Raw genomic sequence first — 7,460 nt, 5'->3', positions numbered from 1 at the left:
CCTAGCGGACGACTCAAAATCGATCGTATTCGGGGTCAGAGCGGTAGCTGAACCTGGCGGACGAATCTGCGCTGCCAGGGTGTCTCAACCGCGCCGCGTCGATAGGCGGCGCGAACCCAGGCCACGGCCTCGTCGGCCGATACGCCGTCATATCGAGCGAGGATCGCGAGAGCTGTCCCCGTTCGACCTGTCCCGCCGCCACAAGCGACCTCGACCCTCTCAGTCAGCGACCGATCGTAGGCTTCGCGGAGCGCGGCTATCGCATCCATCGGCGCTCTCGGTAGGCGGAAGTCGGGCCATGCAATCCATTGCGACGGCCAGCTCTCGCGGTGCACCCGCGACGTGAGGTAGAGCCCGAAATCAGGTTCATCGCCGTCGAAGACGGGACCGTCTCTTAGTCCGCGTCCACGCACGAGACGACCACTCGGCAGCGTCACCACGCCGCTTCGCTCAGCCGCCCACGCTTCCATCCCTCAATCGTGCCACTGACGATCGTTTCAGGGCGGCCCGTAGATGCGTCGGCCGGTACACCGTCGTATCGGGCGAGGTATGACGAGAGCGATTCCCGTTCGCCCTGTGCCGCCAGTTACACCACAACCGAGAATGCGCGAATAGTGCTCACCGCAATAAAGTACTTGCACCAGACCGGCTCCGTGAGCCTGCGGCGTCTGGTCAAGGAGGCGCTGCGCATGCGCCCCGATCGCCTCATCGTCGGCGAGGTCCGCGATGCCGAAGCCCTCGATCTCCTGCTCGCCCTGCACACGGGCGTGCCCGGAGCCGCGACGATCCACGCCAACTCGGCGGCCGACGCCCTCGCACGCCTGGCGACGCTGCCCCTGCTGGCCGGGCGCAACATCGATGCCGCGTTCGTCCAGCCCGCGATCGCGACGGGTGTTGACCTCGTCGTGCACTGTCGCCGGGCGCCCGACGGCGAGCGGTTCGTCGAAGAGATCATCGAGACGACCGGAGCGGTCTCGGCGGGGGTGGTGGAGACGCACGTGCTCTACCGCGGGGCGCGCGCGTGACCATCTTCTGGGGTGCGCTCCTGGCGGCGGGCCTGCTGCTCGCGCTGTCGCCCTGGCTGTGGCCGCTGAGCGCCCGCGCGGAGCGCGCCGGCTCCGAGGGGCCGATCGCCCGGCTGCTGCAGGAAGCGGGCTTCGCGCACGCCTCGGTGGGCCGTCCCGTGCTCATCGGCGCCGTCCTCGCCGCCGTCGGCGCGTCGCTCGCGTGGGTGGTCACGGGGCTGGGCGCCGTGGCTCTCGTCGCCGCAGTCGCCGCCGGCGCGGCGCCGTTCTCCTGGCTGCGGGCGCGGGTGCGCCGACTGCGGCGCTCACGTCGCGCGCTCTGGTCGGACGTCTGCGACCTGCTGATCTCCTCGGCGCGCGCCGGCACCTCGCTGCCGGATGCCGTGTCCGCCCTCGCCGTGAACGGACCTCCGCCGCTGCGACCGGCGTTCGAGCGGTTCCGCGCCGACATGGCGGCATCGGGACACTTCGATTCCAGCGCCCGGCGGTTGAAAGCGGCACTGGGCGATCCCGTCGCCGATCGCATCATCGAGACGCTGCGGATGGCACGGCGAGTGGGAGGCACGGAGCTCACCGGCGTGCTGCGCGCACTCTCGGCATCCGTGCGTGCCGACGCGACGCTCCGCGCCGAGGTCGAGGCGCGTCAGTCGTGGGTGCGCGGCGCGGCCGTCGTCGGTGTCGTCGCGCCGTGGATCGTGCTCGGCCTGCTCGCCCTGCGGCCCGAGGGAGCAACCGCCTACGGCAGTGCGGCGGGGGTCGCGGTCGTCATCGGCGGTGCGGTGGTGTCGGTGTGCGCGTACCGGCTCACCCTCCGCATCGGGCGCCTGCCCGAGCCCCGGCGGTGGTTCGCATGAACGTCGTCAGCCTCGCGGCATCCGCGGTGATCCTCGGCGCCGCGCTCGGCACGGGGCTGCTGCTGGCGCTCGGGCGGATGCCCCGGTGGGCGGCCCCGTCGTTGACGAGGCGTGTCGCGCCCTATCTCCGCGACATCGCCGATCCGCGGGGTCTCACGCCGCTTCCCTCCACCACCGTCACCTCTCCCTGGCGGCTCACCCGCGACCGCCTCGCCTCGACCTGGGTGGGCGTGGGCGGAGCAGGCACCGTCGCCCGCCGCCTGCGACAGGCTGGATGGGCGCAGGACGTCGTCGCCTTCCGTGCGACTCAGCTCGGTTGGGCCGTCGGTGGCCTCGCGATCGGCGCCGTCGTCGTGGTGATGCTGTCGGTCGTGGGACGCGGCGCACCGGCTCTCGCCCTGGTGCCGCCGCTGCTGGCCGCCGCGGGCATCGTCGGATGCGACAACCGCCTCAGCCGGGCGGCGCGAGCGCGGATCACGCGTGTCGAGGAGGAACTGCCGACGGTGCTGGAGTTCCTGGCCCTGTGTCTGGCCGCCGGTGAGGGTCTGCGCGATGCCCTGCGGCGCGTCGGCGAGGTGGGGTCGGGCGTGCTCACGGCCGAACTGCGCGGGGCGGTGCTTGCCAGCGGCACCGGGTCGAGCCTGCCCGACGCGCTGCTGGCGGTGTCGAAAGGACTCGACGTGCCCGCGCTCTCGCGCGCGGTCGAGCACCTGGTCGCCGCGATGGACCGCGGGGCCCCACTCGCGCACGTCCTCCAGGAGCAGGCCGTCGACGCGCGAGAGGACGCCAAACGGGGGCTGCTGGAGATCGCCGGCCGCAAGGAGATCCTCATGCTCCTGCCGCTCGTGTTCCTGATCCTGCCGCTGTCGGTGCTGTTCGCGATCTTCCCGGGCATCGTGATGCTGCGCCTCGGCGTCGGCTGATCGCGTGCAGGGGAGCTGTGGATAATTCCCGCGCCGACGCGCGTATCTCGCGACACTCGAGGCATGGCCGGTTCACAGCGATCCTCTGTCCGCGATCTCGCCGAGGACGAGACGGGAGACGTTCCCGGCTGGGTGCTGGTCACGCTGATGACCGCCGGCTTGGTGGTCGCGATCTGGACGCTCGCCGGGCCCGCGCTGGCCGACCTGTTCGAGCAGGCGCTCAGCCGCGTCTCCGGATTCTGATCGGAGCGCGCGATGCACGCGTTGCGCGATGACGAACGCGGCTCCAGCACCGTGGAGTTCGTTCTCGTCGGAACGCTCCTGACGCTCCTCACCCTCGGTGTGCTGCAGCTCGCGCTCGCCGTCTACGTCCGCAACGTCGTCCACGACGCCGCGGTGGAGGGCGCCTACTTCGGTGCGCTCGCCGACACGGATGCCGCGGCCGGCGCGACCCGCACCGCGCAGCTGATCGAGACCGCCGTCGGCGCCGGCATCGGCGCGGAGGTCACCGCCGCCGACACGGAATCCGCGCGCGGCCCGGAGATCGAGGTGCGCGTCGTCGCGACACTGCCGCTGGTCGGCTTCCTCGGCGTTCCCGCGGGATGGGAGGTGACGGCTCGTGCCCCGCGCGAGAGCTTCGACTGATCCCGCGCGCCGCAGCCGGCGTGTGCTGACCGACGAGGGCGGCTCGGCATCCCTGGAGTTCATCACGGTCGGGCTCATCCTGCTCGTTCCCCTCGTCTACCTCATCGTCGCCCTCGGAACCATCCAGTCGCAGGCGCTCGGCGTCGAGACCGCGTCCCGGCAGCTCGCACGCACGATCGCATCGGCGCCCGGTGCCGCGACCGCCGAGCTTCGTGCCCAGCGCGTGCGGGAGGCGATCGCCGCCGAGTACGGCATCGATCCGTCGCGCATCGACGTGCAGGTGCGGTGCTCGACGCCCGGTCCGTGCCCGGCGGCGGGGGCGGTGGTGTCGGTGACCGTCGCCACGGAGGTGGCGCTCCCACTCGTGCCGCCCGTGTTCGGTCTCGACCAGGTGTCCCGCGTGCCGGTCACGGCGACGGGGGTCCAGAAGGTCTCGCGTTATGGGGCGCAACCGTGAGAGCGCTCGCTGCGGCCTGCCGCGACGACGAGGGCGGCAGCGTCCTGGTGCTCGCGCTCGGCTACGCCGTGATCGCGATCGTCCTCGTGCTCGTCTGCGTCGACGCGAGCAGCCTCTACCTCGCCCAGAAGCGCCTGGATGCCGCGGCCGACGCGGCCGCTCTCGCCGGTGCCGACGGCTTCACGCTGTCGACCGACGGGGGCGTGCCCGCCGCGCGCCTGACCGACGCCGGCGTGTACGCGCAGGCCGCCGACCTGCTCGCCGCCGTGGGGACGGCGGAGCTGGTCGCGGCATCCGCACCGGACGGCGTCTCGGCCCGGGTCACCGTGGCCACCACCTGGCATCCACCGGTGCTCACGCTGTTCGTGCCGGACGGATGGCCGCTGCAGGCCACCGCGACGAGCCGCAGGGCTCTCAGATAGCGGAGGCGCCCTCCGCGGCGGGCCGGCGGCGCGGCCATGCGGCCCATCCTGGCGGCAGCTCATCGAGAACGCGCTCCGCCGCGGCGAGACGGTCCGGAGGGAGGGTGATCGCGCTCGAAGAGCCCCCGGACGACCCGGTCGGGTATCGCAGTCGGTACCACGCCGTCGGTTCGCCGCTCAGGTGATCGACGCTTTCGCCGTAGTCGCCGGAGACGACGGCGAAGACGTGCTCTTCCAGGTCGTCGGCCTCGCTCTGCCAGGTCGTGTCGCAGGCGTCGCACCCGCACTGAGGGAAGGGGAAGTCGTGCAGCACACCCGCGTGGAGCAACAGCCCGGGGAAGGCGGTGAAGACGAACGTCAGCGGAGCGCAGGCCGGATCCCGCGGGCGTACGCGCACGGCGCGCGGCACCTCCCAGCTCGGGGGAGCCAGGAGGTCTGCGACGACCCCGTCGCCCTCCTCGATCTCGACGTCGTACGTGTCGCGCAGATGCTCGATGAGTGCCGCTGCGACCGCGTGCAGCGGCGCGTACCGCTCGGGGTGCGCGGTGACCGAGTACGTCTCGTCCGGAGGTGAATCCTCCCACCGCCGGCCGTAGTCGATGACCTCGCCGTCCGCGTCGACGAACACCTGCGGCTCGATCGACGGGCGGACGTAGGCGCTCATGCCGTCATCCTGCCGCAGGCCGCCGCGGGGCGCACTCACCGTTCGCGCGGGACGAACCGCGGCACCCAGCGGATGAAGCCCGCCGCGCCCGCCAGCCCGATCACACCGATCACGCCGGTGGCCACCGACAGCGACACCGCCGCCGCCACGGCCGACACGAGCAGCGGGGCGATCGCACCGCCGGCATCCGTGAGGGTGCGCCACGACCCGAGGAACGCCGCCGGATCGTCCTGCGGGGCGACGTCGGCGCCGAGGGTCAGCAGGATGCCGCTCGACAATCCGTTGCCCACGCCGAGCACCGCGGCGAACAATGCGAACCACATCGCCGCCTGCGACAGGTCGTGCGTGAAGGCCAGAGCGAGGAAGCCCGAGCCCATCAGCACCATCGCGGGAAGCGCCGCCCACAGTCGGCCGAAGCGGTCCATCACCTGCCCGCTCGCGTAGAAGAGCGCGAAGTCGATCGCTCCCGAGATGCCGACCACGAGCGCGATCGTCTGGGCGTCGAGCCCGATCGACACGCCCCACAGCGGCAGCACCACCTGACGCGCCGAGCGCACCGCCGACAGCGACGCGGCCGCCAGCCCCAGCCGCGACAGCACGCCCCGATAGCGCCACATCGTGCGGAACACCCCGACACGCTCGGGGACGGGGATCGATCCGGTCACGGGCTCGCCGGTGTCCTCCGCGAGCCGCGAGTCGCCGGTGGTGGTCGTCCGGGGCAGCGGCGCGGCATCCTCGGGGTCGGGCCCGAAGACGAGCAGAGCGATCGTGGCGACGAGGCACGCGCCGAAGAACCACACCGTCGAGTGCTCGTCCTGGAAGATCGCGATGAGCGCGGCGGCGATGAAGGGCCCCACGAACATGCCGAGCCGGAACGTGCCTCCCAGCAGCGACAACGCCCGAGCGCGGTACGCCAGGGGCACCCGCGTCGTCATGAACGAATGGCGCGCGAGGCCGAACGCGGCCGCGCAGAAGCCGATGAGGAACACGGCGGCGGCCAGCACCGGCAGGCTCGGGGCGAACAGCATCCCCGTCACGCCGCCGATCGCGAGCACGCCGCCGATGATCATCGTCAGCCGCTCGCCGATGCGGCCCACCGCCCAGCCGGCCGGGATGTTGCCGCACAGCTGGCCGACGACGAGAGCGGATGCCACGAGTGCGGCCGTCGGCACGTCGGCGCCGAGCTGCGCCGCGATCACCGGGAACAGCGGCACCACCGCGCCCTCGCCGAGCGCGAAGAGCACGGTCGGACCGTAGATCATCGGGGCGAGACGCCAGAGCATCGGCCCCATGCCGGGCGCGGACGCGGGGTCGGGCATGCGGGAGCTCACCCGATCCACGTTAGTCTGGAGTGTCATGCTTGATTTCGATCCTTCCGCCGACATCCAGGCGCTGCGTTCCACCTTCTCCGACATCCAGGCGGTGGTCGACGTCGAGGGGCTGCGCGCGGAGATCGCGCGACTGTCGGAGGAAGCCGGCGCCCCCGACCTCTGGGACGACGTCGAGAAGGCGCAGAAGGTCACCAGTGCGCTCAGCCACCGCCAGGCCGACCTCAAGCGCGTCGCCGATGTCGAGCAGCGCCTCGACGACCTCGACGTGCTGGTCGAGCTCGCCCACGAGATGGACGACGAGGACACCGCCGAAGAGGCACGCCGCGAGATCGCCGCGCTCCAGGACGTCATCGGCCAGCTCGAGGTGCAGACGCTCCTGGACGGCGAGTACGACGACCGTCCCGCCGTCGTGACGATCCGCTCGGGCGCGGGCGGCGACGACGCCACGGACTTCGCCGAGATGCTGCTGCGCATGTATCTGCGCTGGGCCGAGCGGCACAAGTACTCCGTGAAGGTGATGGACACCTCCTACGCCGAGGGCGCGGGCATCAAGTCGGCGACCTTCGAGGTCGACGCGCCCTACGCGTACGGCACCCTCTCGGTCGAGGCCGGAACGCACCGTCTCGCCCGTATCAGCCCGTTCGGCGGCGCCGACAAGCGCCAGACGTCCTTCGCCGCGGTCGAGGTCATCCCCGCGCTCGAAGAGGCCGTCGAGGTCGAGGTGCCCGAGAACGACATCCGCGTCGACGTGTTCCGCTCGTCCGGCCCCGGCGGACAGTCCGTCAACACCACCGACTCGGCCGTGCGCATCACCCACCTTCCGACCGGCCTCGTCGTCTCGATGCAGAACGAGAAGAGCCAGATCCAGAACCGTGCGGCCGCCATGCGGGTGCTCCAGACCCGTCTGCTCCTCCTCAAGCGCGAGGAGGAGGCGGCCAAGAAGAAGGAGCTCGCCGGCACGATCACGGCGAGCTGGGGCGACCAGATGCGCTCCTACTTCCTCTACGGTCAGCAGCTCGTCAAGGACCTCCGCACCGGCTACGAGGTCGGAAACCCCGCCGTCGTCTTCGACGGCGACCTCGACGGTCTCATCGCCGCCGGCATCCGGTGGCGCAAGCGCAAGGACGCCGACGACTGAT

11 protein-coding genes are annotated in these 7,460 nt (G+C 71.7%); 8 read left to right on the top strand and 3 right to left on the bottom strand.

Features of this window, described 5'->3' with window-relative positions:
* Window positions 1–35: 35 nt before the first annotated feature.
* A complete protein-coding gene (locus MHO01S_RS16210) occupies window positions 36–470 on the bottom strand; it encodes a protein-tyrosine phosphatase family protein (RefSeq protein WP_082734128.1) in 435 nt (144 codons plus the stop codon).
* A gap of 9 nt (window positions 471–479) precedes the next feature.
* On the opposite strand from MHO01S_RS16210, the gene MHO01S_RS03620 reads away from it, so the two are divergent.
* The 7 genes from MHO01S_RS03620 (at window position 480) to MHO01S_RS03590 (ending at window position 4,326) form a co-directional block, all read left to right on the top strand.
* Window positions 480–1,025: an ATPase, T2SS/T4P/T4SS family gene (locus tag MHO01S_RS03620; protein WP_255266057.1), complete on the top strand. Its 546-nt coding sequence runs from the start codon at window positions 480–482 to the stop codon at window positions 1,023–1,025.
* The gene (locus MHO01S_RS03615; protein WP_061781825.1) at window positions 1,022–1,879 is read left to right on the top strand and encodes a type II secretion system F family protein; all 858 of its coding nucleotides are present in this window, start codon (window positions 1,022–1,024) and stop codon (window positions 1,877–1,879) included. The genes MHO01S_RS03620 and MHO01S_RS03615 overlap by 4 nt, the downstream gene beginning before the upstream one ends.
* Window positions 1,876–2,802 carry a type II secretion system F family protein gene (locus MHO01S_RS03610; protein WP_060959348.1) on the top strand — a complete coding sequence of 309 codons (927 nt, stop codon included), beginning with the start codon at window positions 1,876–1,878 and terminating at the stop codon, window positions 2,800–2,802. The genes MHO01S_RS03615 and MHO01S_RS03610 overlap by 4 nt, the downstream gene beginning before the upstream one ends.
* Window positions 2,803–2,865: 63 nt before the next feature.
* Window positions 2,866–3,045 carry a hypothetical protein gene (locus tag MHO01S_RS03605; protein WP_060959349.1) on the top strand — a complete coding sequence of 60 codons (180 nt, stop codon included), beginning with the start codon at window positions 2,866–2,868 and terminating at the stop codon, window positions 3,043–3,045.
* 12 nt (window positions 3,046–3,057) lie between these two features.
* Window positions 3,058–3,447, top strand: coding sequence for a TadE/TadG family type IV pilus assembly protein (locus tag MHO01S_RS03600; RefSeq protein WP_061781824.1), 390 nt, complete (start codon window positions 3,058–3,060; stop codon window positions 3,445–3,447).
* Between the two features lie 22 nt (window positions 3,448–3,469).
* Window positions 3,470–3,904 carry a TadE family protein gene (locus tag MHO01S_RS03595; RefSeq protein ID WP_231735067.1) on the top strand — a complete coding sequence of 145 codons (435 nt, stop codon included), beginning with the start codon at window positions 3,470–3,472 and terminating at the stop codon, window positions 3,902–3,904.
* Window positions 3,901–4,326, top strand: a complete 426-nt coding sequence (locus tag MHO01S_RS03590) for a pilus assembly protein TadG-related protein (protein WP_060959352.1) — start codon at window positions 3,901–3,903, stop codon at window positions 4,324–4,326. The genes MHO01S_RS03595 and MHO01S_RS03590 overlap by 4 nt, the downstream gene beginning before the upstream one ends.
* Here MHO01S_RS03590 and MHO01S_RS03585 read toward each other — a convergent pair.
* Both MHO01S_RS03585 and MHO01S_RS03580 read right to left on the bottom strand, forming a co-directional pair.
* Entirely contained in the window at window positions 4,319–4,990 is a 672-nt protein-coding gene (locus MHO01S_RS03585) for a DUF6226 family protein (RefSeq protein WP_060959353.1), read from the bottom strand. The two genes, MHO01S_RS03590 and MHO01S_RS03585, sit on opposite strands and share 8 nt — an antisense overlap.
* A 35-nt stretch (window positions 4,991–5,025) precedes the next feature.
* Window positions 5,026–6,273 carry an MFS transporter gene (locus MHO01S_RS03580; RefSeq protein WP_082734130.1) on the bottom strand — a complete coding sequence of 416 codons (1,248 nt, stop codon included), beginning with the start codon at window positions 6,271–6,273 and terminating at the stop codon, window positions 5,026–5,028.
* 73 nt (window positions 6,274–6,346) lie between these two features.
* Here MHO01S_RS03580 and prfB point away from each other — a divergent pair, with 73 nt between their 5' ends.
* Window positions 6,347–7,459 carry a peptide chain release factor 2 gene (gene prfB / locus MHO01S_RS03575; protein WP_060959354.1) on the top strand — a complete coding sequence of 371 codons (1,113 nt, stop codon included), beginning with the start codon at window positions 6,347–6,349 and terminating at the stop codon, window positions 7,457–7,459.
* The last annotated feature ends 1 nt before the right edge of the window (window position 7,460 follow it).

The sequence above is a fragment of the Microbacterium hominis NBRC 15708 genome (genome assembly GCF_001592125.1).
Lineage (GTDB): Bacteria > Actinomycetota > Actinomycetes > Actinomycetales > Microbacteriaceae > Microbacterium > Microbacterium hominis.
This window is presented reverse-complemented; position numbering and strand designations above follow the sequence as displayed.